The sequence below is a fragment of the Streptomyces sp. NPDC090108 genome, assembly GCF_044747185.1.
GTDB lineage: Bacteria > Actinomycetota > Actinomycetes > Streptomycetales > Streptomycetaceae > Streptomyces.
The window spans coordinates 650458-674488 of sequence record NZ_JBIVDQ010000003.1 but is presented as its reverse complement, the minus strand read 5'-3'; the positions used below and the strand labels follow the sequence as shown (position 1 = coordinate 674488).

Here is a 24031-nt window from a genome sequence, read left to right as displayed (position 1 = left end):
ACCCCGGTCGCGCGACGGGTCGCCCCGGCCGCCGCGCGCTCGGCCCGGCGCCCTGCGTGGCACTGCTCCTGGCCGGCCTCGCCCTGCCCCCGGCGCCGGGCCTCACCGACCGCCCCGCCGAGCGGCCGGCCCCCGCCGCGTCGTGGGCCGGTCCGCTGGACACAGGGGCAGTCTCCGCGATCAGGACGAGCCGGTACGGCGGTACCTGGCCCAGCGCCTACGCCGGCCCCGGACCGTACGCGCCCAGCGCCGGTACCGGGCCGAACATGCACGCCGGTACCGGCCCGGACACCTATGCCGCCACCGCCCCGTACGGGTACGGCCGTGCGGAGCCGAAGCTCAAGCACGTGGACCCGGTCGCGTTCCGGGACGCGGTGGCGCGCGCGGCGAAGAGGCTCATGGTCCCCGGTGCCGTGGTCCTGCTCCGCACCCCGCAGGGAACCTTCCGCGCGGCCGTCGGCACGACCGAGCTGGGCGCGGCCCGGCCGCCCACCACGGCCGACCACTTCAGGATCGCCTCCAACACCAAGACCATGACCGCGGCCCTGGTACTCCTCCTCGCCCAGGACGGCAGGCTCCGGCTGAGCGACCCCGTGTCGGCCTACGTGCCCGGCGTTCCGGGCGGCGCGCACATCACCGTCGAGGAGCTGCTGAAGATGCGCAGCGGGCTCTACAACTACACCGACGCCCCGGAACTCGCGTCGGCCCTGGACGCGGACCCCGGGCGCGCCGTGACCCCGCGGGAGATGCTGGACCTCGCCTTCCGGCACCGGCCGGACTTCGCGCCCGGCACGGCATACGCGTACAGCAACACCAACTACCTGCTGCTCGGCCTGGTCGCCGAGAAGGCCGGCGGCCGGCCCCTCGCCCAGCAGTTCCGGGACCGGCTGTTCGCCCCGCTCGGCATGACGGGGACCTCGCTGCCCGCCGCCCGCGACCGCTCCCTCCCGCGCCCCTACGCGCACGGGTACATGTACGGCGGAACCGCCTACGCGCTCGTCGACCGGCCCTACCCCGCCGACGTGCGGGAGGCGGCGCGCTCGGGGGAACTGAAGCCCCTGGACTACACGCACCAGAACCCGTCGTACAGCATGGCCGCCGGAGCCGCCGTCTCCACCGCGGACGACCTGGCGACCTGGATCAGGGCCCTGGTGAGCGGCGGGGTCCTGGACGCGGCCTCCCGGCAGAAGTGGCTGGACAGCCCGCAGGCCGAGGACCCGGCCGCGCCCGACGGACAGAAGTACGGGTACGGCATCGCCTTCCAGCGCTTCGGCCCGCACGCCTCGATGTACTTCCACGGCGGTGAGCTGCCCGGCTTCAACTCCTTCGTCGGACATGACCCGGAGCACGACGTCACGCTGGTGATCTGGACGAACCTGACCCTGGCGCCCGACGGCCGCGCCACCGCCAACGCCCTGCTGCCCACCGTGCTCGACCAGGTCTACCCCGGCCTCGCCCTGCCCGGGGCGCACGGTACGCAATCCGGGAATTGACCCTTCAACGAGTATTCGGCGCGCTCGGGATTGTGCCGCGCGGGTGATGTCCAGCGGGACGCGGGTGGGCGAAAAGTCGTCGTGAAGTATGTACCGTGCTAGGGTTGACCATAGTTGCAGTTGTGGTTCCCGAAACATGAAGTGCCTCGACGACTGTAAGTTGTCGGGCATTTTTGTTTCTCCGGTGCTTATCCGGACGGGGTTCATTGTCGCAACGCGGAGATCACACGGTGTGAGCTCTAGGGCACTGCCCCGAAGGAGATGTGACATGGCTACTGGCACCGTCAAGTGGTTCAACGCCGAGAAGGGCTTCGGCTTCATCGAGCAGGACGGCGGCGGCCCCGACGTCTTCGCCCACTACTCGAACATCGCCACCCAGGGCTTCCGTGAGCTTCAGGAGGGTCAGAAGGTGAGCTTCGACGTCACGCAGGGCCCCAAGGGCCCGCAGGCGGAGAACATCACTCCCGCCTGACGCCGAGGCGTACGAGGTAGCTGGAGCTTCCGCCGCAGGGCGGGGCTCCAGCTTGCTGCTGTTTCCGCACATGTTTCTTCCCGGTTCCGTTCTTCTCCATCCTGCATTCGGCTCGTGCTTGCAATTCGTTCGGCTCAATTAGCCGTGAATTCCTCGATGCGTGCCCCGTCGAGGAAGTTTCTCCATGAACCGTTTCGCCCGCACGAATAATCGTTCGAATAATTCGGGACGCACCGACGACCGTTACCGGTCCCAGGGTCAGCGCCGCACCGGCGCGGCACCGGCGGGCGCCAAGCGCCGACCCGTCGCGCCGCAGGGAGAGTTCGCCGCTCCGGACACCGTCACCCCCGCCCTTCCCCCGGTCGCGTCCTTCGCCGAGCTGGACCTGCCCGCCGAGCTGCTGAACCTGCTGAGCACCTCGGGTGTGACCGAGCCGTTCCCCATCCAGGCCGCCACGCTGCCGAACTCCCTCGCCGGACGCGACGTCCTCGGCCGCGGCCGCACCGGATCGGGCAAGACGCTCGCCTTCGGCCTCGCGCTCCTCGTGCGGACGGCCGGGCAGCGCGCCGAGGCCCGCAAGCCGCTGGCGCTGGTCCTCGTCCCCACGCGTGAGCTGGCCCAGCAGGTCACCGAGGCGCTCACCCCTTACGCCCGGCTGCTGAAGCTGCGGGTGGCCACGGTGGTCGGCGGCATGTCGATGGGCCGGCAGGCCGGCGCGCTGCGCACCGGCGCCGAGGTCGTCGTCGCGACCCCCGGACGCCTCGCCGACCTCATCGCGCGCAAGGACTGCCGCCTGGACCGGGTGAAGATCACCGTCCTCGACGAGGCCGACCAGATGGCCGACATGGGATTCATGCCCCAGGTCACCGAACTGCTGGACCAGGTGCGCCCCGACGGCCAGCGCCTGCTGTTCTCGGCCACGCTGGACCGCAACATCGACCAGCTGGTCCGCGCCTACCTGCACGACCCCGTGGTCCACTCGACGGACCCGGCCGTTGCCGCGGTCACCACGATGGAACACCACGTGCTCGAGGTGCACGGCGCCGACAAGTACGCCACCGCCACCGAGATCGCAGCCCGCGACGGACGCGTGATCATGTTCCTGGACACCAAGCACGCCGTCGACCAGTTCACCAAGCACCTGCGCGGCAGCGGTGTGAAGGCCGCCGCGCTGCACGGCGGCAAGTCGCAGCCCCAGCGCACCCGCACCCTCGCCCAGTTCAAGGACGGCGACGTCACGACCCTGGTCGCCACCAACGTCGCGGCCCGCGGCATCCACGTCGACGACCTCGACCTGGTCGTCAACGTCGACCCGCCCAGCGACCACAAGGACTACCTGCACCGCGGCGGCCGCACCGCCCGCGCCGGCGAGTCCGGCAGCGTCGTCACCCTGGTCCTGCCCAACCAGCGCCGGGACATGGCCCGCCTCCTGACCACCGCGGGCATCAGGCCGAAGATCACCCAGGTCCGCTCCGGCGAGGCCGAGCTGAGCCGCATCACCGGCGCCCAGGCTCCCTCCGGTGTTCCCCTCGGCGGCGCCGCGCCGGTCACGGAGCGCCCGAAGCGCGGCGGCGCCCCGTTCCGCGGCATGGGCACCCGGCCGGGACGCCCCGGCCGCGGCGGCGAGTCGCGCAAGGCCGCCGAGGCCCGCCAGACCGCCGAGGCCCGCAAGGCCGCCCGCATCCGGCGCGGCGCCTAGGGGGCGTCTCCCCGATCTTCGTGGGTCCGCGAAGATCGAAGAGACGCCCCCTAGAGCCTGCCTTCCGGATCTTGCCGGGGTCGCGGTGTCCATCGAGGCTCCGTAGGGCCCTGGAAAGGTTCCAGCCGCGCGCGGACGCGACGCCCGCCGGGCCGGTGAGGCCGGCCCGGCGGGCGGTCCGTCGTTTCCCGGCCGGTCGCCGGGGAGGGGCCGGCCGCCGGGTCACCTCATGTCCACCGCGGAGTGGCAGTCGTTCCACAGGGCCGCCAGGCGGTCCGGGATTTGGGACACGTCGGCACATCCGTGGGTGGGCGCGGGGAAACCGTCACTGGCCACGTAGCGCCAGCCGGCCCCGGGGCGCGCGACGAAGTACTTCATCCCGGCCCCCTCGTCCTGGAGGGTGACCCGCTCCGCCTCCGTGCTGCCGGCGGTCAGCCGGAAGCGGATCCCCGCGTAGCGGACCCCGTCGCAACTGCCGTAGAAGAAGGTGCCCTTGACCGGGGCGATGTGGGTGACGGGCGGCCGGGACTGTCCCCGGTAGGCCGCTGTGACGGTCGCCTTCGTGGCCGACGACGCCAGGAGCGACCGGCAGCCGCGGGCCCCGGCCGGAACACCCTGGGCGCCGCGCGAGGCCGGGGGAGAGGCCGCCGTGGAGGCCGCGGCCGACGGGGAGGGCGCTCGGGTGGCTTCCGGGCTGTGCACCGCCGTGTCCGGGCTGCCGCTCGGCGTCACGTCCGGTGTGCCGCCGGTCCGTCCGCGCGCGGTGTCGTCGTCTCCGTGGGTGCAGCTCGTGAGCAGCATCGTCGTGGCGGCGACGGCCAGGCCCAGAGCGGTGGTGCGGTAGAGGGAGCGGTTCCGAACTCTCATCTCGAAGCGGCCTCTCCTGCTGCGTCCGGCCGGCCCCGGGGCGGCTCGACTGGCCCACGGGGTCTCGGTTCTGCACCCAAGACGCCTGTTCGAGCGGCGCGGTTTCATCACGCGCGAGGGCCGGTCCTGCGCGGGCGTGGGAGTGACCGTCACCTGCCGTACGGCCGGACAGCACTGCTGCCGGACGGGGGGTGGGGCTCGCCGTCCCCGACGAGGTGCGCGAGCCCCGGAGCCGTCAGCCGCGCGGGCGCTCCAGCGTGAGGAGCAGGCCCTCGACCGCACCGGGACCGATGCGGCCCTTGACGTCGGCGGACGTGATCGCCTTCAGGGTCCAGCCGTCCTCGGCGTGCTTGTTCAGGACCTTCTCCAGCTTGTCGCTGTCCAGCGCGTCACCGATCAACGACTCGCGGAACGTGACGACCTTGTACTCGACAGCGGCGGGGTTGCTCATTGGCGGGCCCTTCCCATGGACGGAGTGATCGACGGAGAACGAGGACAGCCAATCACCGTCCGGTGCCGCCGTACACAGCGGGGTGGGGACCGTTCCGCGTGACGCGGGTCGTGCGGTCGGGGGACACAACTTCGCGCGTCCGTGCGGGGGTTCCGCCCGGAAGGCGTGCGACCGGCCCGGAGCGGCCGGCCCCGTGAGGAGACCGTGCGTGTCCGGCCCCGCGAAAGGACCCTGAGCGCCCTGCCCGGGGAAAGCCCCTGAGCGCCCCGATCGGGGAAAGCCCCTGAGTGCGCCGGCCGGGGAAAAGACGAGGGCCCCCGCCCCGCGTGGGGGAAGGGGCACCCGGATCAGCCGAGAGGCGTCAGTCCTGCTCGGAGCCCTTCTCCTGCTGCTCCTTCTTCTGGTTCTTGATCCGCACGGTCTCCTTGCGGACGTCGGCCTGGGTGGCGCGCTCCTTCTCCAGCCACTCGGGCCGCTCCTGCTTGATCGCCTCGATCTGCTCGGTGGTCAGCGCCTCGGTGACACCGCCGCGCGCCAGGCCGGCGATGGACACACCGAGCTTGGCGGCGACGACCGGACGCGGGTGCGGGCCGTTCTCCCGCAGCTCGCGCAGCCACTCGGGCGGGTTGCTCTGCAGCTCGTTCAGTTCGGCGCGCGAGACGACACCCTCCTGGAATGCTGCGGGGGTGGCGGGGAGGTACACACCCAGCTTCTTCGCCGCGGTGGCGGGCTTCATCGTCTGGCTGCTCTGCTGCGAACTCATGAGGTCAAGAGTATCGGCCGCGTGCGAGGGATCCGACCACGGCCGGTAACCTGGCCTGGTGACAGGCTCGGAGGAAACACCGTCGTTCCGGCTCGCGTACGTACCCGGAGTGACGCCCGCCAAATGGGCGCGGATCTGGAACGAGCGCCGGCCGGACATCCCGCTCGCCCTCGTCCAGGTCCCGGCAGAGGAGACGGACGGGCTGCTCCGCTCGGGTGACGCGGACGCCGGTTTCGTACGGCTGCCCGTGGACCGTACGTTCTTCAGCGCGATCCCGCTCTACACCGAGACCACGGTGGTCGTCGTCCCCAAGGACCACCTGATCGCGGCGGCCGAAGAAGTGACCTTGGAGGACCTCGCCGACGAGGTGCTCTTCCACCCGCTGGACGACGTCTTCGACTGGGACAGCCCGCCCGGCGAGCCCGCCTTCGAGCGCCCCGCGACCACCGCCGACGCCGTCGATCTGGTCGCGGCGAACGTCGGTCTCCTGGTCGTGCCGCAGTCGCTGGCCCGCCTGTACCACCGCAAGGACCTCACCTACCGCACGCTCGTCGACGGTCCGGAGTCGAGCGTCGCCCTGTCCTGGCCGGAAGAGGCGACCACCGACCTCGTCGAGGACTTCATCGGCATCGTGCGCGGCCGCACGGTGAACAGCTCCCGGGGCCGTACGCAGACGGCGCCCGCGGCCGCTGAGCAGCGCAAGCAGGCGGGATCCGGACAGAAGAAGCCGTCGGCCGCGAAGGCCGGTGGCGGGAGGTCCGGCGGAGCGAAGTCCGGCGGAGCGAAGTCGGGCGGCGCCAAGTCCGGCGGGGGCAAGCAGGCGCCCCGTGCCGCACGGGGCCGCTCCGGCTCGTCCGGGGCCAAGCGGGGGAAGCCGCGCGGGCGGTCCTGACCCCGCGTCTCCGCGCCCCTGGGGCGTTCGGCGCCCCCCACCGTTCCGTTCCCGGGCGAGGCCGCGTACGTCCCCACCGTTCCCGGGCGAGGCCCTGTACGTCCTCACCGTTCTCTGGGCGGGGCGCCGTAGGTCCTCACCGTTCTCCGGGCGGGGCGCCGTAGGTCCTCACCGTTCTCCGGGCGGGGCGCCGTACGTCCCTCACCGCTCCCGGGCGGCGCCCCCGTCCGCGGCTCCCGCCGCCACCGGCTCCGGCGCCACGCCAGAAGGCTCCGGACGGGTCCGCCGCTCGCGCTGGTCGGCGACGGCCAGCGCGAGCGCCACCAGGATGATGCCCAGAGCCGTGAGAAGGCCCAGCTGAAGGGCCGTGGTGGGGCTGCCGTGACTGGCCAGGTGGGCGAAGTACACCGCGCCCACCGCGGCGATTCCGGCCGCCGAGCCGATCCGCTGGGCCGTGACCAGGACCCCGCCGGCCGCTCCCGCGCGCCGCACCGGCACCCGGTTGAGCGTGAGCGTGGTGTTGGGCGAGATCGTCACACCGGAGCCCAGGCCGGCGACCAGCAGCGGCAGCACGGCCGCCCACGCCGCGCCGCGGCCCGGTACCGCCTGCACGGCGACGATCACCGCGAGCAGGCCGACCGCCACCCCGCTCAGGCCCAGGATCACCAGCTTGCGCCCGTGGCGTACGACCAGACGCCCGCCGAGGGCCGCGCCCGCGGCCGATCCGACGGCGAACGGCAGCGACGCGAGACCGGCACCGAGCGCGCCGTAACCCAGGCCGTTCTGCAGGAACAGGGTGTAGACGAAGAACACCGTGGTGAAGCCCGCGAAGTACACGAGGTTCAGCAGGCAGCCCAGCGAGAAGGAACGCAGGGAGAACAGCGACAGGTCCAGCAGTGGTGCCGACCCGCGCCGCTCCTGCCGCCGCTCCCAGGCCCAGAACGCCGCCAGCAGCAGCGCCGCCACCGGCAGCAGCGCCCACTTCTCCCGTCCGGGCCACTGCTGCTCCTGCACCAGGGGCAGCATCAGCGCGAGCACGCCCGCGCCGAGGAGCAGTACTCCGAGCGGGTCCACGCTCTCCTTCCTGGCCGGTGACGCGGGTGTGCGCGGCAGCAGCCGCAGCGCCGCGCAGAAGGCGGCCACGCCGATCGGCAGGTTGACGTAGAACACCCAGCGCCAGCCGTCCTCGACCCCGAACGCCTCGATCAGCAGGCCGCCGGCCGGCGGCCCGACCGCCGTGGAGATCCCGACGACGCTGCCCAGCATGCCGAACGCCCGGGCGCGTTCGGCGCCCTGGAACATCTGCTGGATCAGCCCGGTCGTCTGCGAAGCGACGATTCCGGAGACGGCGCCCTGGACCAGCCGGAACAGCACCAGCCAGCCCGCGCCCGGTGAGAGTCCGCACGCGACGGAGGACAGCGTGAACAGGGCGAGCCCGAACAGGAAGGCCGTACGCCGCCCGCGCATGTCGCCGAGGCGGCCCGCCGGGACGAGGGTGAGCCCGAAGGTGAGCGCGTAGCCCGAGACGACCCAGGACACCTGAGCCGCGTCGGCGCCCAGGCCGCGTTCCATCGAGGGGAGCGCCACGTTCACGATCGAGCTGTCGAGGAGCGTCATGAAGCCGCCCGTCAGACAGACCGCGAGTGCCTTCCAGCGGCGCGGGTCGGCAGCGACCGGAGGCGTCTCGACTGTAGTCATACGATCACGCTATGCAGGCCGGGCCGCCCGCGCACGCCGGAGATCACGCCCGACAGCACCCGCCGGCCCGCCCTGGTCCCGCCCCCGCCCCGGTCTCGCCTTCGTCCGGGGCCGCCCTGGCTCCGCCCTCGCCTCGTCCCGCCCTCGCCCCGTCCCGCCTTCCTCCGGGTCCCGCCCTGGTACCGCCCTCGGCCGGTTCCCTCCGGCGCCGGTCGCGTTCCGGCCCCGGACCCTCAGGTCCGCGACGCCCGTCCCACCGCGTCCACCAGCGGCAGCATCCGGTACGGCACCCGCTCGCGCAGGGCCACGTCGGTGCGGGTGCGCACCACTCCGGGCAGGCTGATCAGCTTCTGGATGATGTCCTCGAGATGGGCGTTGTCCCGCCCCACCACCCGGGCCAGCAGATCCCCGCTCCCGGTGACGGAGAACGCCTCGACGATCTCCGGCACGGCGGCCAGCGCGTCGCCGACGTCGTCCAGATGGCCCTGGGTGACCTCGATGTGCACGAACGCCAGCACCGGATGGCCGAGCGCGGGCGCGGAGAGCGAGGGGCCCGTGCCGGTGATCACGCCCTCCCGTTCCATCCGGTCCAGGCGGGCCTGGAGGGTGCCGCGGGCGATGCCGAGGATGCGGGCGTACTCCCGGACGCTGGTGCGCGGCTGCTCCAGCAGCAGCCGCAGGATGCGGGTGTCGAGCTCGTCCACGGCCATGGGGGTCTCCGGCCTCCTCGTGCGTGTCGTCGATCCATGCGGACTGTACCAATGGCTCAGCGACCCCGACCCACCGGATGGGCCGCGACCTGGTCCGTTGGCTCCGCCGTGGCTGAAGATCGCGGACGAGAGCTGGTCCAATGGCCCAGCGATCCGGACCTCGGTTGAGCCAACAGGGTCAGCGATGCTCTCATGGACATGTCGACGGCGCTGCGGATTCTCGCGGCGCCTTTTTCCATGCGGTTGGCCACAAGGGGGCGGGCAGCAGTGCTGAAGAGGATGTTCGTGGCGCCGGACCCGGGGCGGATCCGGCTGCGCTTCGCCGCGCGGGCCGTGCTCGGCATCGGGCTGGCGGTCGTCGTGTGCGGGCTCGCCGGGCAGACGCTCGTCGGCGCGATCGCCGGCGGCCTAGCCGCCCTGCTCACCCTGTTCACGGTCGCCGACGCCACCGTACGCGGACAGGCGGTCACCACCGCGCTGCTGCCGGTCGTCGGCGTGCCCGTGCTAGCCCTGGCGGCCGAGCTCCACGCCTACCCGGTGGCCCGGGACCTGGCGTTCCTCGCCGTGGTCGGGGCGGGCGTGTACGCCCGCCGCTGGGGTGCGCGCGGACACAGCCTCGGCGTGTTCGCGTTCATGACCTTCTTCGCCGCCCAGTTCCTGCACGCCACGCCCGAGCAGCTGCCCGGGCTCTACCAGGCGGTCCTGCTGTCGGTGCTGAGCGCGGCGGCGACGCGGTTCGGCCTGTGGTGCTACGAGCGCCGGCTGGCCCCGCCCCTCGTCCCCGCGCCGCCCGCCGGCACCGGCCTGGCCCGCGTGACCACCCGGCAGGCGGTCCAGGCGGTCGTCGGCGCCGCGTTCGCCCTCGGCGTGGGCCAGGTGGTGTCCGGTCAGCGCTGGTACTGGGCGGTGGGCGCCACCTGGTGGGTCTTCGTGAACACCGCCTCGCGCGGCGAGACGCTGATCCGCGGCTTCCGGCGGATCCTCGGCACCGTGATCGGCATCGCCCTCGGACTGCTCGTCGTCATCCCCGTGCACGGGGCGACCGTCCCCACCGTCGCCCTCCTCGCGGTCGCCGTCTTCGGGATCTTCTACTCGGCCGCCGTGTCGTACACCTGGATGATGCTCAGCGTGACCCTGCTCGCCGAGTCGCTCTACGGCCTGCTCGGCATCCTCACCCCCGGCCTGCTCGCCCTGCGCGTGGCCGAGACCGGGGTCGGCGCCCTCGGGGCCGCGCTCGCCGTGCTGGTCGTGCTGCCGGTCACCACCCACGCCATCACCGACGCCTGGATCCAGCGCGCCCTGCTCTGCGTGCACGCCTGCACGGCCGAGGCCGCCGCCCGGCTCGCCGGCTCGGCCACGGCCGCCCCGGCGCGGCGGCTCGGCGAGCTGGAACGGCTGCTCGGCCGGGTCGGGCTCGCGGTCGCGCCGCTGGTGCACCCGCTGAACCCGCTGCTGGGCCGCAAGCGGCGCGCCCGCAGGGTCCTCGCCCTCCTGGACGACTGCGCCCGCGAGATCCGCGGTCTGGCCGCCGTCGCTGCCGACCCCGTGGCCTCGCACGACGCCCGGCTCACGGCCGCCTGCCTGCGGGTGGAGGCCTCCGTGCTGGCCCTCACCGAGGGCTCAGGACCCGTCCACCGGCCCGCCGGCGTGCCCGACGAGCCCGCCCTCGCCCACCTGCACGGCCTGGAGAGGGCCCTCGCCGATCTGGCGGAACCCCTCCGGGTGCCGTCGGGCCCGGTGCTGGTCGGCGCCTGACCCGTCCCGCCGCACCCCGCCCTCCTCCATTTGGTCTAGACCGAGGATGACCGACTGCTACCGTCGGCACTGGCGCGGACCGAAAGGGGACAGCAGTGGCAGAAACCGGCAGGCGGCACAAGGCGTTCATCGGGTCGTTCACGGCGGCGGGCGGACCCGGACTCGTCATCGCGGACGTCCGTCCCGGCACCGGCGCACTGGTCCTCACCGGCAGCCTCGGCACCGTGCCCGACCCCTCGTACCTGGCCCTGTCGGACGACGGCGACATGCTCTACGCCGTCAGTGAGACCGCCGAGGGCGCCGTGGCCGCCTATCGGCTGCGCGGGGACAAGCCCGCCCCCGCCGGACCGCCCGTGCCGGTCGGCGCCAGCGGACCCACCCACCTCGGCCTGTACGGCGGACACGTCCTGACGGCCAATTACGGCTCCGGCAGCGTCACCGCCGTACCGCTGCGCCCGGACGGGACCCTCGCGGCCGCGCCCTCCGGGCTGCTCCAGCACACCGGCTCCGGTCCGCACGACCGCCGTCAGCGCGGCCCGCACGCCCACCAGGTGCAGTCCGCCCCCGGCGGCCGGTGGGCCGTCAGCGTCGATCTCGGCACGGACTCGGTGCGCGTGTGCACCCTGGAGGGCGGCGTGCCCGTCCTGCACCGCGAGATCGCCCTGCGCCCCGGTTCCGGCCCGCGCCACCTGGCCTTCCACCCGGACGGCGAGCACGCCTACGTCGTCAACGAACTCACCCCCACCGTCACCGTGTGCCGGTGGGACGCCGCTACGGGCGCCCTGAAGCCGCTGACCGAGGTCCCCGTCCTCCCCGGCGCCCCGGCCGGTGACGCGTACCCCTCGGGGATCGTCGTGTCGCCGGACGGCCGCCACGTGTGGACCGCGACCCGCGGTGAGGACGTGCTGTCCGTGTTCGCGGCCGAGGGCGACGGACTCCGGCTCACCGCCACCGTGCCGTGCGGCGGCCACTGGCCGCGCGCCCTGGCCCAGCACGCCGGATTCCTCTACGCGGCCAACGAGCGCTCCGGCGACGTGACGTGGTTCGAGGCCGACGAACGGACCGGCCTGCCCCGCTACGACGGCTCCGTGCGGGTCCCGGCGGCCTCCTGCGTCGTCTTCGGCTGAGGGCCTGGGCCCGCGTGGCGGGCCGGGGCGGTCCTGGAGCCTGAGGTGCCTGTCTCGGCAGGTCCGGGAGAGCGGGGCTGTACCGGCTGTTCTGGAGGGCTGTACCGGCTGTTCTGGATCCCGGGGCCGTAGCGGCCGTTCTGGAGCGTGGGGCCGTACCGGTCGTTCTGGAGTCCGGGCGCTCCTGCGGCCAGGCCCGGGCGTCCGGCGGCGTCGCGGGGCCGGGCCGCGTTGCGGAGGCTGCCCGCACGGCCGAGGGCCCGCTCCGGTCTCCGGAGCGGGCCCTGTGTCGTACGGGGTGCCTGTGTGCTTCAGTGCGCCGGGGCGCCCTGCGGCTGCGGCGGGGCGATGCCCAGGGCGGTCGTGTACTTCGCCAGCACCAGCTTGCCGATCGCCGGGTAGGCGCCGAGCGCCTCGGACGCGGCGCAGTCCGCCTCCTCGGCGGCGGCCGTCAGCAGCGCGGCGTCGATCTCCGGGCCGATCAGGTACGGCGCGAGGGCCAGCTGCTGCGAGCCCGAGGCGCGCAGCTGCTCGGCGACGGAGGAGATCGAACCCTCCTGGTCCAGGGCGGCGGCGATCACCGGGACGGCGAGGCGCGCGGCGAGCAGCATGCCGGTGATGCCGGCGGCCTGCACGGCCTCCTCGCCGCCCACGGACGCCAGGATGATGCCGTCCGCGGCGGTGGCCACGGTGAACAGCCGGGCGCGGTCGGCGCGGGCCAGGCCCGCCTCGGACAGGCGCACGTGCAGCGCCTCGGCGAGCAGCGGGTGCGGGCCGAGCACGTCGGCCAGGTCGGCGGCGACCCGGCTGTCCATCACGGCCTGACGGATCTGGCGCAGCTGCGAGTTGTCCGGGCCGGCCAGCATCGGCACGACCACGCCGACCGGGCCGTCGGGCTTCTTCGCCTCGGAGCCCGCCGCGACGGCCTGCTCGTAACGGGCGGTGCGCTCCTCGGCGGCGCGCGCCAGGACGGAGCGGAGGGACGGGAACTCGTCGCTGTCCCCGTCGAGATAACCGATGCGGGCGTTCAGGCCGGGGAGCTCGGAGCGCGCGATGCTCACGACCTCCTCGGCGAGGCTGCGCGTGGCGGCGCTGGGCACGCCGGGCACCGCGAGGACGAGCGCAGGGGCGTCCTCGGGAGCGACCATCGGTTCCGGTCGGCGGTGCCGTCCGGGCTGGCGGGGTCGCGGCATTCGTACTGGCAGGCCGGACTCGGGCCCAGTGGGGGAGCTCATGGCGCCGCATGTTACTGGCTTCCTGAGCTGCTCTGTTCGGGGAGGGTGCAGGTGAGCGGTATCCGTCCGCTTTTGTCTGATGACTTGCGGGCGGACATCCCGTCTTCCCGCCACATGACGGACACTTCGGCTGTCGGCGGACTCAATCCCCTTTTACCGTGACCACATGGAGCATGGCCGGCTCACCGGGCAGCGCGAGGTCTCCAGCGGCCAGTGCGGCCGCGATCCGGACGCAGCCGTGCAGTGGGTCGCCCTCCGCCGTGACCTGCCTGGCCTGCGGCAACAGCCGCGCCAACTCCTCGCGCAGCGGGACCAGGAGAGGGTCTCCCAGGTGGAAGAGGCCGCCCGTGAGGGCCACTTCGGCAGCCTCCGGTCCGGGCTCCGGGGGTGCCTCGGAGCCGGGCCCTGTCCCTGCCCTTGACCGCGCCTCCGTGCCCGTGCCCTTCCCGGCGTCCGGGAAGACGGCGGCGGCCGACTCGGCCATGCTCCGGGCCGCCGTGCGCAGGATGGCCGCGGCGACGGGGTCATGGGCGGCCGAGGCAGCCACCTCGGGCGCGAAGGAGGCGAGTACGGCGGCACGGTCGCCGCGCGGGTAGAGCTGCCCGGGAAGCCCGTGCGGGGGGCCGAACCGCTCCTCCGCGCGGACCAGCAGCGCGGCCGAACCGCCGTCGCGTCCGTCATGGGCGCGCAGCGCGGCCTCGAGTCCGGCCCGGCCGATCCAGGCACCCCCGCCGCAGTCGCCCAGCAGGTGCCCCCAGCCGTCCGCACGCCTCCAGCGGGTCAGGTCCGTGCCGATCGCGATCATCCCGGTGCCCGCCGCGATCACCGCCCCCGGACGCGGGCCCAGGGCACCGGCGTAGGCCGTCACGGCATCGGCGGCCAGTGCCGTGGTCCGCACTCCCAGCTCACGTGCGAGAGCGCCCGGCAGCTCGGCGCGCAGGGCGTCGCCGAGGGTGGCGAACCCGGCCGCCCCCACGACCGCCGTCCCCAGCTCGTGCAACCCGGCTCGCGCTCTCAACGCGTGTGCCAGAGGGAGAAGTTGCTCCATGAGGTGACCGGGGTCGATGCCCCGCGCTCCGGTACGGACCGGCTCCCGCGACTTCTCCTGGGCCACCGGCGCGTGCCCTGGCACGCCGACGGCGACCCGGAGGCCGGATCCTCCGGAGTCCACGGCGAGATATCCGGCGACGGTCACGGCAGGAGCCGCCGCTCAGGCCGGCCCGGTCCGCGGTGAAGGAGCGGTACGGCGGGGCGGACGCGGTGGAATGGTGCGGCGGGGCGGGTGCGGTGGAGCGGTGCGAGCGCTGGGCGCAACCGTCTTCCCTCCTCCTCGAAGACCGACCGCGGGATCCGGTCCGGCCGTTCGCTGACGTCGACGGGGACGAAGACTAGCGCCCGGGGGCGGCCGTCGCGCGGGCCCCGGCGCTCCGGACGCCCCGGGCGGCACCCGATCTGCTGATATGGCTTGTCGGTGGGGGCCAGTAGAGTGACGCGTTGTGGCACCGAAACCCTTGAGCGAACTTGTTGAGACCGGCTGGGCCAAGGCCCTGGAGCCGGTGGCCGGACGCATCGCGGCCATGGGGGACTTCCTGCGCGCCGAAGTGGCGGCCGGCCGGACGTACCTTCCCGCGGGAGCGCATGTCCTGAGGGCGTTCGAGCAGCCCTTCGACGACGTCAAGGTCCTGATCGTCGGTCAGGACCCGTATCCGACACCGGGAATGGCGATCGGACTGAGCTTCGCGGTGTCACCGGAGGTGCGGCAGTTGCCGGGCAGCCTGGAGAACATCTATCGCGAGCTCAACACCGACCTCGGTCTGCCCCGGCCGTCCAACGGGGACCTGACCCCCTGGACCAGGCAGGGCGTGCTCCTGCTCAACAAGGCGCTGACCACGGCTCCGCGCCGGGCGGGCGCACACCGGGGCAAGGGCTGGGAAGAGGTCACCGAGCAGGCCATCCGCGCTCTGGCCGCCCGGGGCAAGCCCCTGGTGTCCATCCTCTGGGGCAGCGACGCCCGCAAGGTGCGCCCGCTGCTCGGCGACCACCCGGCGGTCGAGTCGGTGCATCCCTCGCCGCTCTCCGCCGACCGGGGCTTCTTCGGCTCGCGCCCGTTCAGCCAGGCCAACGAGCTGCTGGTCCGGCAGGGTGCCGAGCCGGTGGACTGGCGACTGCCGTAAGCGGTCACCGGCGGCGGAGCGCTCGCACGGGGGGTGCCCTGACGGCACCCCCCGGAGCCCCGCCGCCGGCCTCCCGCCGCTCACTCGGGCGGATGAAAATCCCGTTCGCCTTCCTCGCGTCCCAGGACATCCCACCGGGCCGCGCGTCCCGTGTACGACGGCCGAGCCGGCCGGCACGCGAACTTCGGCGCCCGGCGCTCCGCCCAGGGTCTCCCTGACCGGCGGTCTCCTCCGTCCGCTCGGCCGACGCTTCCCTCTTCGTGCGCGCCGCCTCCGCACACGAGACCCCACTCGCACTTCGTGCCCCACGCGCACCCGGTGCCTCACGCGCACTTCGTGCCTCACGCGCACGCCGTGACCCCGTGCCTCACGCGCACCCCGTGACCCCATACCGTTCCCCGGCCTCATCACACCCCCCTGCGCCGGGCGCGCACCCCGTGTCTCCCGGGATCGCCGCGTCCGGCATCCGATCGGTGCACGGCTCCGGAACTACCGCTTGAACGGAACGCGCACCCCCCTGCCCCGTGGCCGGGCCGGCAGACCCGCGGACCGGACGGCAAGGGCGGATCCGTTTCCGGAATCGGTCCGGCTTCGGCCAATCCGCCCGGGCCGCGGCTCCGGATTACGCGCGAGATCCGCGTCAGCGGCCGACCGGGAGGAGAAGCGATGTCGCGCGTGCCAGGGGAAGCGCCACGTACGGGGGAGAGGGGGACGCCCCTCGCGAAGGGCGGTGACAGGCACGCCGGTCGCGACGGACGACCGCGCACCGCCGTCATCGGCAGCGGAGTCGCGGGACTGACCGCGGCCTACGTGCTCCGGCGCGCCCATCACGTCACCCTCTTCGAGGCCGACGACCGGCTCGGCGGACACGCCCACACCCACGCGCTGCCGGCGCCGGGCGGCGCGACGCACCACGTCGACTCGGGGTTCATCGTCCACAACCGCCGTACCTACCCGCACCTCCTGCGCCTCTTCGACGAACTCGGCGTCGCCACGCAGGAGTCGGAGATGAGCATGTCGGTGCGGTGCGAGGGGTGCGGCCTGGAGTACGCGGGCGCCCGGGGCCCCGCGGGACTGTTCGCCCAGCCGCGCAACGCCGTACGCGGTGCCTACCTGCGGATGCTGGCCGAGGTGCCCCGCTTCCACCGGTCGGCCCGCCGGCTGCTCCAGCGGGAGGGACAGGACGCGCTCACGCTGGGGGAGTTCCTGGACCGTGAGGGCTTCTCCCGTTATTTCCGCACCCACTTCATGACCCCGGTGGTGTCCGCCGTCTGGTCCTGCGACGCGGCCGTCGCGCAGCGGTACCCGGCCGCCTACCTGTTCCGCTTCCTGGAGCACCACGGCATGCTCTCGGTCGGCGGCTCACCGCTGTGGCGCACCGTCACCGGCGGTTCGCGCACCTACGTCGACCGCGTCGCCGCCACGCTGGACGAGGTCCGCCTGTCGGCCCCGGTCCGCGCCCTGCGACGGCACCCCGACGGCGTCGACATCACCACCCAGGACGGCACGAGCGAGTCGTACGACGCCGTCGTCATCGCCGTCCACCCCGATCAGACCCTCGCCCTGCTGGCCGACGCCACCCCCGAGGAGAAGGAGGTGCTCGGCGCGTTCCGCTACTCGCGCAACACCACGCTCCTGCACACCGACACCACGGTGCTGCCACGGGCCCGGGGCGCGCGTGCCTCGTGGAACTACCTGATGCCCTCCTGCGACGCGGGCGCCGGCCAGGTCCGGGTCAGCTACGACATGACCCGGCTCCAGCGGCTGACCGCCCCCGACCCCTACGTCGTCACGCTCGGCGGCGAGGACCGCGTCGCCCCGGACCGGGTGCTCGCCAGGATGGTCTACGAACACCCCGTCTACACCCCCGAGTCGGTCGCCGCGCAGCGCAGGCTGCCCGGACTCGGCACCGCCGTCACCGCCTACGCGGGCGCCTATCACGGCTGGGGCTTCCACGAGGACGGCTGCCGTTCCGGAGCGGTGGCCGCCGCCACGCTGGGGGTGGCGTGGTGACGGCGCCGCCCGCCCTGTACCCGTGCACGGTCACCCACGTGCGCTCCTCGCCGCTGCGGTACACGCTCCGGCACCGCACCTACATGTGGCTCGTCGACCCCGGACATCCGCCCGAACTCCCCTTCCCGCTCAGGCTGCTGGCCCGCTTCGACCCCCGGGACCACTTCACCGGCGAGCAGCCGTCCATCCGGGCCGGACTCGACGCCTTCCTCGCCGGCCACGGCGTGCACCTCGACGGCGGCCCCGTCGTGATGCTCACCCACGCGCGGGTGTTCGGCCATGTGTTCAACCCCCTCACCCTCTACTGGTGCCACGACCCCGACGGCACACCGCGCTGCGTCGTCGCCGAGGTCCACAACACCTATGGCGAACGGCACTCCTACCTGCTGGGCCCGGACGCCATGGACCTCCCCGGCGCAGGATCCCGCCCGGACGCCACGTTGCGCACCGGCACCAAGTCCCGCACCGCCGAGGAGTTCCGCACCGACAAGGAGTTCTACGTCTCCCCGTTCTTCCCCGTCGACGGCCGCTACCGCATGCGGCTGCCCCGGCCGGAGCGACGGCTGGACCTCACCGTCCACCTGGAGAGGGAAGGCGGCAGACCCTTCACCGCGACCGTGCGCGGAGAGCGCGAGGAGATGCGCGCCTCGTCCCTGCTGCGCCTCGCCCTGCGCCGGCCGCTGTCCACGCTCGCCGTGTCCGCCGCCATCCGTCTGCACGGCATACGTCTCTACCTGCGCGGACTGCCCGTCCAGCCGCGTCCCCACCACCACAGCCCGGAGAACACCGCATGAGGACAGCCGAGACCCGTTCCGCCACCCGGCGACGGGCCGTCCACCCCACGGCCGCGAGCATCCCCTCGCCCACGGCCCCGCCCGAGGCCGCCGCCGCGACGACGCCCCGTCCCGCGGCCGTCGACCCGGACCGCTGGCCGGACGTGGCCGCGCCGGCGCGCTCCTCCGCCGCCCGCACCGCCGTCACCGCCGCCCTCCTGCGCCGCGCCCTGCGCCGGCTGCCCCTGGACGTGCGGTTCGCGGACGGCGCCCCGGCCGGTCTGGGCGGGCCCGTCCTGGAGATCCACGACCCGAAGGCGTTCCACGCCCGTGTCGGCCGGCACGGGCTGATCGGCTTCGGCGAGTCGTACATGGCGGGCGAGTGGGACGCCCCCGACCTCGTCGCCGCCCTCACCGTCCTCGCCGGCAACGCGGCGGACCTGATCCCGGCCCCGCTCCAGCGGCTGCGCGCTCTGTGGGCCCCGCGCCAGCCCGGAGCCCAGCGCAACACCCCCGACGGCGCCCGCGACAACATCAGCCGTCACTACGACCTGTCCAACGACCTGTTCGCCCTCTTCCTCGACGACACCCTCAGCTATTCCTCGGCGATCTTCCGCGGACTTCCCGCCGCCTGGGACCTGATGGTCCCCGCCCAGCACCGCAAGATCGACCGGCTCCTCGACCTCGCCGGGGTCGGAGAGGGGACGCGGGTGCTGGAGATCGGCACCGGCTGGGGCGAACTGGCGATCCGGGCCGCCGCGCGCGGCGCGCACGTCACCTCGCTCACGCTCTCGCGCGAACAGCGCGAACTCGCCCTCGCCCGCATCGCCGAGGCCGGCCTCACCGACCGCGTCACCGTGGAACTGTGCGACTACCGCGAGGCGCGCGGCACGTACGACGCCGTCGTCAGCGTCGAGATGATCGAGGCCGTCGGCGCGGAGTTCTGGCCCGAGTACTTCCGCACGCTCGACGAACGCCTCGTCCCCGGAGGCCGGGCCGCGCTCCAGGCCATCACCATGCCGCACGACAGGATGCTGGCCAGCCAGGGCACCTTCACCTGGATCCAGAAGTACATCTTCCCCGGCGGTCTGCTGCCCTCCGTCGAGGCCGTCGCCGAGACCGTCCGCACCCACACCCGGCTGGACATCACCCACCGCCGGCCCTTCGGCGCGCACTACGCCGAGACGCTGCGCCTGTGGCGGGAGCGGTTCACCGCGCGCGCCGACGAGGTGGACGCCCTCGGGTTCGACGAGACCTTCCGCCGGATGTGGACCTTCTACCTCGCCTACTCCGAGGCCGGGTTCCGCTCCGGGTACCTCGACGTCCAGCAGTACCTGTTCACCAAGGAGGACACCGACCGATGAGCACCGCACGAACCGCCCGGCCCGGCGCCGCCCACCGGATCGCCGGGCTGGCCGAGGAGGCGCTCGGCGGCCCCCTCCCGGTCCGGCTGCGCGCCTGGGACGGCAGCGAGGCCGGCCCGGCCGGCGCACCCGCCGTCGTCGTCCGCTCCCGGCGCGCCCTGCGCCGCCTGCTGTGGCAGCCCGGCGAACTGGGCCTGGCCCAGGCCTATGTCACCGGCGAGATCGACATCGAGGGCGACCTGGCCCAGGGGCTGCGCACCATGTGGGCAGCCGTGCGCGAGCGGGGCCTGCACGCCCCGCGGCTCGCGCCCGCCGACCGCGCGCGGGCACTCGCCACGGCCGTACGGCTCGGAGCCGTCGGCCCGCGGCCGCCCGTGCCCGCCGCCCAGGCGCGCCTGCGCGGCGGAGTGCACACCAAGGCCCGCGACCGTGCCGCCATCAGCCACCACTACGACCTGTCCAACGACTTCTACCGGCTGCTCCTCGACGACACGATGGCCTACTCGTGCGGCTACTGGGCGAGCGAGGATCCCGGCTTCACCGCTGCCGCCGCCCAGCGCGCCAAGCTCGAACTGATCTGCCGCAAGCTGGGACTCGTCCCGGGAGCGAGGCTGCTCGACGTCGGCTGCGGCTGGGGCTCTCTCACGCTGTACGCCGCGGAGCAGCACAAGGCGCAGGTCACCGCCGTCACCCTGGCCCGCGAACAGGCCGCGCACGTCCGGGAACAGGTACGCGAACGCGGCCTGGAGCACCGGGTGGAGGTGGTCTGCCAGGACTACCGGGACATCACCGCGGGCGGCTACGACGCCGTCTCCTGCGTGGAGATGGGCGAGCACGTCGGAGACGCCGAGTACCCGGCCTTCGCCGCCGCCCTGCACGGGTTCCTGCGGCCACGGGGGCGGGTCCTCGTGCAGCAGATGTCGCGCGGCGCCGACGCGCCGGGCGGCGGGGCCTTCATCGAGGCCTACATCGCGCCCGACATGCACATGCGGCCTCTGGGGGACACCGTCGGGCTGCTGGAGCGCGCGGGGCTGGAGGTCCGGTCGGTGGAGTCCATGCGGGAGCACTACGTGCGGACCGTCGCCGCCTGGCACCGCACGCTCGAAGAGCGATGGGACGACGTCGTGCGGCTCGTCGGCGAGGAGACCGCGCGTGTGTGGCGGCTGTACCTGGTCGGCGGAGCCCTGGCCTTCGAGGAGCGGCGCATGGGCGTCGACCAGATCCTGGGCGTCCGGCCGACGCGGGACGGCGGCAGCGGTGTCCCCGTGACGCCGGAGGACTGGTACCGGGGACTGGACCTGTCATGAACGCATTTCCGTGGGGCGCCTTCGCCCTGAACCTCGGGTGGGCCGCCGCTGCCGCCCTCGGCGTCATGCTGGTGACCTTCCTGGCCGCCCTCCGCCTCGGCCTGCACCGGATCGTCGACGTCGCCTGGGGGCTCGGCTTCACCGCGGTCGCCGTGGTGACCTGCGCCGCCTCGGCGGGCACGGGCGACCCCGGCCGGCGGGTGCTGGTCACCGTGCTCACGGCCCTGTGGGGCACACGGCTCGCCGTGCACATCGCCCGGCGCGGACGCGGTCACGGCGAGGACCCCCGCTACGAGAAGCTGCTGGCCGGAGCGCCGGGCAACCGGAACCTGTACGCCCTGCGGATGGTCTACCTGCTCCAGGGCGCGCTGGTCTGGCTGGTGTCGCTGCCCGTCCAGGCCGCGCAGTACGTGCCCGGTCCGATGACGGCGGTGGCGGTCGCCGGTACGGCCCTGTGGGTGCTCGGGTTCCTGTTCGAGTCGGTCGGGGACGCGCAGCTCGCCCGGTTCAAGGCGGATCCGGCCAACAAGGGGAAGATCATGGACCGCGGTCTGTGGCGCTGGACCCGGCACCCGAACTACTTCGGTGACTTCTGCGTGTGGTGGGGGCTGTTCCTGCTCACCTGCGACTCCACGGCGGCGGCGGCCGTCTCCGTCGTCTCGCCCCTGGTGATGAGCGTCCTGCTGATCAGGGGCAGCGGCAAACGGCTGCTGGAGCAGCACATGGCGGGCCGTCCCGGTTACGCCGAGTACGTGGCCCGGACCAGCGGTTTCTTCCCCCTGCCGCCCCGGTGAGGAGCGGGCCCCCGCCGGTCACGGCGGGGGCCCTTCGCGTCAGGCGGGGAACTTCAGCAGAGCCAGCGGCGCCGACGTCGGCCGCGGGGAACCGCCCGTGGGCTCCACGGTGATCCCCATGCCCGAGGCCCGGTCCACGGCACCGCGCAGCAGGACCGTCTGGTCGGTGCTGCCCGACCGCATCAGACCGGCGGACCGCATGGTCCCGCCGTCGTCGAACCACAGCTGGTAGACGCGGCCGTGCGGCGGCCGCGCCATCCCGGAGACGACGAACACGGCCCGGTCGCGGCTGCGGGAGACCACGACGGAACCGGACGCCCCGTCGCCCAGCGCGGCGGCCCGGACCTTGGCGTCCGGCGCGCCCAGCACGGCGGCGATGCCGTCCGCGCCCTGCTCGGCGCGCTGGGCACGGACCAGGGCGTCCTCGGCCCTCTCGTGCTGCCACACGGTCGTACCGCCGAGCGTCGCGGCCGCCGCGAGACACGCGGCGAGCGCCCAGCGGGACAGCGCACGGGTCTGGGGTGCCGCGGCGCTGCGGCGGGACGGGTCCGGGCCGCCCGGGGTCTCCTGGCGCACACCGGTGATGCGGTCCAGCACCAGTCCCCGCAGCTCGGGCCGGGCCGTCACGGAGGCGGCGAGGCCGAGCCGGGCCGCGGTGGCGGTCAGTTCGGCCACCTCCTGCCGGCACGGCTCGCACTTGGCCAGGTGGCGCTCGAACGCCTCGCACTCCTCGTCGGAGAGGGCGTGCAGGGCGTACGCCCCGGTCATCGTGTGCAGATCGGCGGTGATCACGCGGTCACCCCCAGGCAGTCGCGCAGCCGGATCAGACCGTCGCGCAGGCGGGTCTTGACCGTGCCCAGCGGCAGCGTCAGCGCCTCCGCGACCTCGCGGTAGGTCAGCCCCCGGTAGTACGCGAGGGTGACGGCCTGGTGCTGGAGACCGGTCAGGGTGCGCAGACACCGCCGCACCTGCTCCCGCTCCAGCCGGGCCTCCACCTGCTCGGTCACATGGTCGTACTCCGGCGTCCGGTCCAACAGGGCCGCCTTGCGGTCCCGCGCGGTCGCGGCGTCGACGGAACGCACCCGGTCGACGGCCCGGCGGTGCGCCAGCGTGAGGATCCAGTTGATGACGGTGCCCCGGTCGGACCGGTACCGCGGAGCGGTGCGCCACACCTCCACCAGGACCTCCTGGGCGACCTCCTCCGACTGCGCCTGGTCGCGCAGCACCGCGCGGACGACACCCAGGACCGGATTCACCACGGCGTCGTAGACGGAGGCGAACGCCTGCTCGTCGCCGAGCGCCACTTGACCCATCAGCTCCCGCAGATCAGGATCCGAAGACGGGTTGCGGCCGATGTACACGGCTTCTTTCACTGAGGGTTCCTCCGTGGTGGGGGTGACTGCCCGCGTAATCCGACACCGAGGGGTCCGCGGATTGGTCCCCGTACCGTCGAAGTCGCGGACGCACCCCCTGGTGCGGTCGTGGTGAGCGAGGGACGCGAGCATCCGGCCCCGCCCCGGTCACTTCCGCGCACCTGCCCGCTCCGGATGAGCGGAGGGCGGCGGACCGGCCCGGTGAGATCGACATCACAGAAGGAGAGCCCATGACAGGCAGGACAGCCACCCCGGGTGCCGACGGCCCGCAGGCCGCGCTGGTGGTGCGGTCCGCAGCCCGGCCGGTCCGCGCCGCCGTCCTGTTCCTGCACGGCGGCAAGGCCGACAGTCTGGCCCCCGCGCGCCCCTGGCAGCTGGCCGCCCTGCGGATGAGGCCGTTCGTACGGTCCGTCTCGGCGGCGGTCCCGGACGGCGACGTCCTCGTGGGAGAGGTCCGCTACCGCGTCCGGGGCTGGAACGACGACGCGGCCGACCCCGTCCAGGACACCCTGCGGGCGCTCGGCGAACTCGCCCGGCTGGCCGGAGACGTCCCCGTCGTCCTCGTGGGCCACTCCATGGGCGGCAGGGCCGCGCTGCGCGCCGCGGCCGCACCGGAGGTCCGGGCCGTCCTCGCGCTCGCCCCCTGGTGCCCGGACGGCGAGCCGGTGGCCCATCTCCAGGGCAAGCGCGTCGTGGTCCTGCACGGGGACCGCGACCGGATCACCGATCCGCGCGCCTCGGTGTCGTACGTCCGGCGGGCCCGGGACGCCGGCGCCCGCGCCGACGTCAGCCTCCTGGCCGGCGGCGACCACGCCATGCTCCGGCATCCTGCCGCCTGGCACCGCGCCGCGGACTCCACGGTGGCCGAGCTGCTGGCGGCCACACGGGCCGTCGTGTAGCGCTGCCGCCGCTCCTGAACCCTCACGCGCCACCTCTTCGATATGTCATGAGGTGCAACCGAATGGCATGGTGTAAGTGAAATGTGAGTAACCGGGTCGGGTGTCCCCGAACGGAGACGCGACGGGCTGCCGATCCATTCGCAGCCTCGCGGAGCGACTCAGGAGAAGGCGA

22 protein-coding genes are annotated in these 24031 nt (G+C 73.7%); 13 read left to right on the top strand and 9 right to left on the bottom strand.

Annotated features, from left to right (window positions below; all coding sequences use genetic code 11):
• Positions 1 to 56: 56 nt before the first annotated feature.
• The 3 genes from ACIPRD_RS13190 to ACIPRD_RS13180 all read left to right on the top strand — a co-directional run bounded on the left by ACIPRD_RS13190 (position 57) and on the right by ACIPRD_RS13180 (position 3664).
• Positions 57 to 1493 (top strand): serine hydrolase domain-containing protein, encoded by a 1437-nt coding sequence (locus ACIPRD_RS13190; protein ID WP_401562684.1) that lies wholly within the window; start codon positions 57 to 59, stop codon positions 1491 to 1493.
• Between the two features lie 268 nt (positions 1494 to 1761).
• Positions 1762 to 1965 carry a cold-shock protein gene (locus ACIPRD_RS13185; protein ID WP_356401525.1) on the top strand — a complete coding sequence of 68 codons (204 nt, stop codon included), beginning with the start codon at positions 1762 to 1764 and terminating at the stop codon, positions 1963 to 1965.
• A gap of 184 nt (positions 1966 to 2149) precedes the next feature.
• Positions 2150 to 3664: a DEAD/DEAH box helicase gene (locus ACIPRD_RS13180; RefSeq protein WP_401562682.1), complete on the top strand. Its 1515-nt coding sequence runs from the start codon at positions 2150 to 2152 to the stop codon at positions 3662 to 3664.
• Positions 3665 to 3886: 222 nt separating this feature from the next.
• Here the strand turns inward: ACIPRD_RS13180 and ACIPRD_RS13175 are convergent, their stop codons facing one another.
• From ACIPRD_RS13175 to ACIPRD_RS13165, 3 genes are all read right to left on the bottom strand, one after another.
• Positions 3887 to 4531 (bottom strand): hypothetical protein, encoded by a 645-nt coding sequence (locus ACIPRD_RS13175; protein WP_401562681.1) that lies wholly within the window; start codon positions 4529 to 4531, stop codon positions 3887 to 3889.
• 235 nt (positions 4532 to 4766) lie between these two features.
• Positions 4767 to 4982: a DUF4177 domain-containing protein gene (locus ACIPRD_RS13170; RefSeq protein ID WP_356401531.1), complete on the bottom strand. Its 216-nt coding sequence runs from the start codon at positions 4980 to 4982 to the stop codon at positions 4767 to 4769.
• Between the two features lie 361 nt (positions 4983 to 5343).
• A complete protein-coding gene (locus ACIPRD_RS13165) occupies positions 5344 to 5745 on the bottom strand; it encodes a DUF5997 family protein (protein ID WP_356401533.1) in 402 nt (133 codons plus the stop codon).
• Between the two features lie 58 nt (positions 5746 to 5803).
• Here ACIPRD_RS13165 and ACIPRD_RS13160 point away from each other — a divergent pair, with 58 nt between their 5' ends.
• Positions 5804 to 6637: a LysR family transcriptional regulator substrate-binding protein gene (locus tag ACIPRD_RS13160; protein WP_401562679.1), complete on the top strand. Its 834-nt coding sequence runs from the start codon at positions 5804 to 5806 to the stop codon at positions 6635 to 6637.
• A 201-nt stretch (positions 6638 to 6838) separates the two neighbouring features.
• Here ACIPRD_RS13160 and ACIPRD_RS13155 read toward each other — a convergent pair whose 3' ends face one another.
• Positions 6839 to 8335 (bottom strand): MFS transporter, encoded by a 1497-nt coding sequence (locus ACIPRD_RS13155; RefSeq protein ID WP_356401537.1) that lies wholly within the window; start codon positions 8333 to 8335, stop codon positions 6839 to 6841.
• Between the two features lie 233 nt (positions 8336 to 8568).
• Complete coding sequence (locus ACIPRD_RS13150) at positions 8569 to 9045, bottom strand: Lrp/AsnC family transcriptional regulator (RefSeq protein WP_356401539.1); 477 nt, start codon at positions 9043 to 9045, stop codon at positions 8569 to 8571.
• 267 nt (positions 9046 to 9312) lie between these two features.
• Between ACIPRD_RS13150 and ACIPRD_RS13145 the strand changes: the two genes are divergently transcribed.
• Both ACIPRD_RS13145 and ACIPRD_RS13140 read left to right on the top strand, forming a co-directional pair.
• The gene (locus ACIPRD_RS13145; protein ID WP_401562677.1) at positions 9313 to 10800 is read left to right on the top strand and encodes an FUSC family protein; all 1488 of its coding nucleotides are present in this window, start codon (positions 9313 to 9315) and stop codon (positions 10798 to 10800) included.
• A 95-nt stretch (positions 10801 to 10895) separates the two neighbouring features.
• Positions 10896 to 11927, top strand: a complete 1032-nt coding sequence (locus ACIPRD_RS13140) for a lactonase family protein (protein ID WP_401562675.1) — start codon at positions 10896 to 10898, stop codon at positions 11925 to 11927.
• A gap of 311 nt (positions 11928 to 12238) precedes the next feature.
• Here ACIPRD_RS13140 and ACIPRD_RS13135 read toward each other — a convergent pair whose 3' ends face one another.
• Together ACIPRD_RS13135 and ACIPRD_RS13130 are read right to left on the bottom strand one after the other, a co-directional pair.
• Complete coding sequence (locus ACIPRD_RS13135; RefSeq protein WP_356401546.1) at positions 12239 to 13162, bottom strand: hypothetical protein; 924 nt, start codon at positions 13160 to 13162, stop codon at positions 12239 to 12241.
• 142 nt (positions 13163 to 13304) lie between these two features.
• The gene (locus ACIPRD_RS13130; RefSeq protein ID WP_401562673.1) at positions 13305 to 14357 is read right to left on the bottom strand and encodes an N-acetylglucosamine kinase; all 1053 of its coding nucleotides are present in this window, start codon (positions 14355 to 14357) and stop codon (positions 13305 to 13307) included.
• A gap of 301 nt (positions 14358 to 14658) precedes the next feature.
• On the opposite strand from ACIPRD_RS13130, the gene ACIPRD_RS13125 reads away from it, so the two are divergent.
• The 6 genes from ACIPRD_RS13125 to ACIPRD_RS13100 all read left to right on the top strand — a co-directional run bounded on the left by ACIPRD_RS13125 (position 14659) and on the right by ACIPRD_RS13100 (position 21587).
• Positions 14659 to 15336, top strand: a complete 678-nt coding sequence (locus ACIPRD_RS13125; RefSeq protein WP_356401550.1) for a uracil-DNA glycosylase — start codon at positions 14659 to 14661, stop codon at positions 15334 to 15336.
• Between the two features lie 666 nt (positions 15337 to 16002).
• Positions 16003 to 17349, top strand: coding sequence for an NAD(P)/FAD-dependent oxidoreductase (locus ACIPRD_RS13120; RefSeq protein WP_401562671.1), 1347 nt, complete (start codon positions 16003 to 16005; stop codon positions 17347 to 17349).
• Entirely contained in the window at positions 17346 to 18143 is a 798-nt protein-coding gene (locus ACIPRD_RS13115) for a DUF1365 domain-containing protein (RefSeq protein ID WP_356401552.1), read from the top strand. Before ACIPRD_RS13120 ends, ACIPRD_RS13115 begins: the two co-directional genes overlap by 4 nt.
• A complete protein-coding gene (locus ACIPRD_RS13110) occupies positions 18140 to 19486 on the top strand; it encodes a class I SAM-dependent methyltransferase (protein WP_401562669.1) in 1347 nt (448 codons plus the stop codon). Before ACIPRD_RS13115 ends, ACIPRD_RS13110 begins: the two co-directional genes overlap by 4 nt.
• A complete protein-coding gene (locus ACIPRD_RS13105; protein WP_401562667.1) occupies positions 19483 to 20793 on the top strand; it encodes a class I SAM-dependent methyltransferase in 1311 nt (436 codons plus the stop codon). Before ACIPRD_RS13110 ends, ACIPRD_RS13105 begins: the two co-directional genes overlap by 4 nt.
• Positions 20790 to 21587, top strand: coding sequence for a DUF1295 domain-containing protein (locus tag ACIPRD_RS13100; RefSeq protein ID WP_401562665.1), 798 nt, complete (start codon positions 20790 to 20792; stop codon positions 21585 to 21587). Before ACIPRD_RS13105 ends, ACIPRD_RS13100 begins: the two co-directional genes overlap by 4 nt.
• A gap of 39 nt (positions 21588 to 21626) precedes the next feature.
• Here the strand turns inward: ACIPRD_RS13100 and ACIPRD_RS13095 are convergent, their stop codons facing one another.
• Both ACIPRD_RS13095 and ACIPRD_RS13090 read right to left on the bottom strand, forming a co-directional pair.
• Positions 21627 to 22379, bottom strand: coding sequence for an anti-sigma factor domain-containing protein (locus ACIPRD_RS13095; RefSeq protein WP_401562663.1), 753 nt, complete (start codon positions 22377 to 22379; stop codon positions 21627 to 21629).
• Positions 22376 to 22960 carry a sigma-70 family RNA polymerase sigma factor gene (locus ACIPRD_RS13090; RefSeq protein ID WP_356401563.1) on the bottom strand — a complete coding sequence of 195 codons (585 nt, stop codon included), beginning with the start codon at positions 22958 to 22960 and terminating at the stop codon, positions 22376 to 22378. The genes ACIPRD_RS13095 and ACIPRD_RS13090 overlap by 4 nt, the downstream gene beginning before the upstream one ends.
• A 230-nt stretch (positions 22961 to 23190) precedes the next feature.
• Here ACIPRD_RS13090 and ACIPRD_RS13085 point away from each other — a divergent pair, with 230 nt between their 5' ends.
• Positions 23191 to 23859 (top strand): alpha/beta fold hydrolase, encoded by a 669-nt coding sequence (locus tag ACIPRD_RS13085; protein WP_356401565.1) that lies wholly within the window; start codon positions 23191 to 23193, stop codon positions 23857 to 23859.
• Positions 23860 to 24031: the final 172 nt, after the last annotated feature.

What these genes read in the sequence shown, in the direction of transcription:
- ACIPRD_RS13170 (WP_356401531.1), bottom strand. Translation starts at nt 4,982, where the DNA reads ATGAGCAACCCCGCCGCTGTCGAGTACAAGGTCGTCACGTTCCGCGAG.
- ACIPRD_RS13150 (WP_356401539.1), bottom strand. Translation starts at nt 9,045, where the DNA reads ATGGCCGTGGACGAGCTCGACACCCGCATCCTGCGGCTGCTGCTGGAG.
- ACIPRD_RS13175 (WP_401562681.1), bottom strand. Translation starts at nt 4,531, where the DNA reads ATGAGAGTTCGGAACCGCTCCCTCTACCGCACCACCGCTCTGGGCCTG.
- ACIPRD_RS13110 (WP_401562669.1), top strand. Translation starts at nt 18,140, where the DNA reads ATGAGGACAGCCGAGACCCGTTCCGCCACCCGGCGACGGGCCGTCCAC.
- ACIPRD_RS13085 (WP_356401565.1), top strand. Translation starts at nt 23,191, where the DNA reads ATGACAGGCAGGACAGCCACCCCGGGTGCCGACGGCCCGCAGGCCGCG.
- ACIPRD_RS13165 (WP_356401533.1), bottom strand. Translation starts at nt 5,745, where the DNA reads ATGAGTTCGCAGCAGAGCAGCCAGACGATGAAGCCCGCCACCGCGGCG.
- ACIPRD_RS13100 (WP_401562665.1), top strand. Translation starts at nt 20,790, where the DNA reads ATGAACGCATTTCCGTGGGGCGCCTTCGCCCTGAACCTCGGGTGGGCC.
- ACIPRD_RS13185 (WP_356401525.1), top strand. Translation starts at nt 1,762, where the DNA reads ATGGCTACTGGCACCGTCAAGTGGTTCAACGCCGAGAAGGGCTTCGGC.
- ACIPRD_RS13135 (WP_356401546.1), bottom strand. Translation starts at nt 13,162, where the DNA reads ATGAGCTCCCCCACTGGGCCCGAGTCCGGCCTGCCAGTACGAATGCCG.
- ACIPRD_RS13105 (WP_401562667.1), top strand. Translation starts at nt 19,483, where the DNA reads ATGAGCACCGCACGAACCGCCCGGCCCGGCGCCGCCCACCGGATCGCC.
- ACIPRD_RS13120 (WP_401562671.1), top strand. Translation starts at nt 16,003, where the DNA reads ATGTCGCGCGTGCCAGGGGAAGCGCCACGTACGGGGGAGAGGGGGACG.
- ACIPRD_RS13155 (WP_356401537.1), bottom strand. Translation starts at nt 8,335, where the DNA reads ATGACTACAGTCGAGACGCCTCCGGTCGCTGCCGACCCGCGCCGCTGG.
- ACIPRD_RS13180 (WP_401562682.1), top strand. Translation starts at nt 2,150, where the DNA reads ATGAACCGTTTCGCCCGCACGAATAATCGTTCGAATAATTCGGGACGC.